This is a genomic window from Streptomyces sp. NPDC087787, from assembly GCF_044743035.1.
In the GTDB taxonomy this organism is placed as follows: Bacteria; Actinomycetota; Actinomycetes; order Streptomycetales; family Streptomycetaceae; genus Streptomyces.
The window spans coordinates 6797-7503 of sequence record NZ_JBIUVQ010000047.1 but is presented as its reverse complement, the minus strand read 5'-3'; the positions used below and the strand labels follow the sequence as shown (position 1 = coordinate 7503).

At 72.0% G+C, this 707-nt stretch carries 1 protein-coding gene; it reads right to left on the bottom strand.

The features are described 5' to 3' along the window. A partial coding sequence (locus ACIOWN_RS34245) for a helix-turn-helix domain-containing protein (RefSeq protein ID WP_401984437.1) occupies nucleotides 1-266 on the bottom strand: 266 nt, incomplete at its 3' end. Nucleotides 267-707 lie beyond the last annotated feature (441 nt).

Sequence of the window (707 nt, the reverse complement as noted above, 5' to 3'; positions counted from 1 at the left end):
ACGAACGCGATCCGCCGCGGCCCCCACCCCGGATGCTTGCGCCGCAGCTCGCACACCGCCGCCTCGACCTCCGCCGAGGCCTGATGCGGACACGAGGCCGGCCTGCGGGAGCGGTCCGCCAGCCCCGCCAGACCCGAGGCCGCATAACGGGACTTCCACCCGCTGACCGTCTGCCGGGACACCCCCAGCGAAGCGGCGACCTCCGTCACCGTCGCACCCGCCAGCACCGCCAGAACAGCCCGGTACCTCTGCTCAACAACCGACAACTCCACCAGCGCCAATCCCGGCCTCCCCACACGCGCCGCAACGACACGCACAGAAAAGCCGATCACGGCCACTGTCAACCATCAGCTGGGACCGAAGTGTCAAGCATCTACCAGGACCGGACATGTCCGAACGGCGGGGGCGCGGTAAGAGTTTCCCTACTTCATCAAGGCGGCTCGCTCCGCTCACCGCGCGCGGCCCGGCCCCCGGCCGGGCCTGCGCTCCTAATGGCGCCGTAAGACGCTTGGCGGTGTCTCATGGCCGAGCGTCCTGGGCGGGTGGGCATGTGGTGATCCGTAGTCGCTCCTGAGGCCTGACCTCTCAAGACAGAGTCGGCCCCATATGCCTTCCCGCTCTGTGAAGCATCGCCGGGGGTGGCGGGGGGGGGGGGGCGGCCGGCCCGCCGGGCCCCGGGGCCCCCCCCCCCCCCCCCCCCCCCCCCC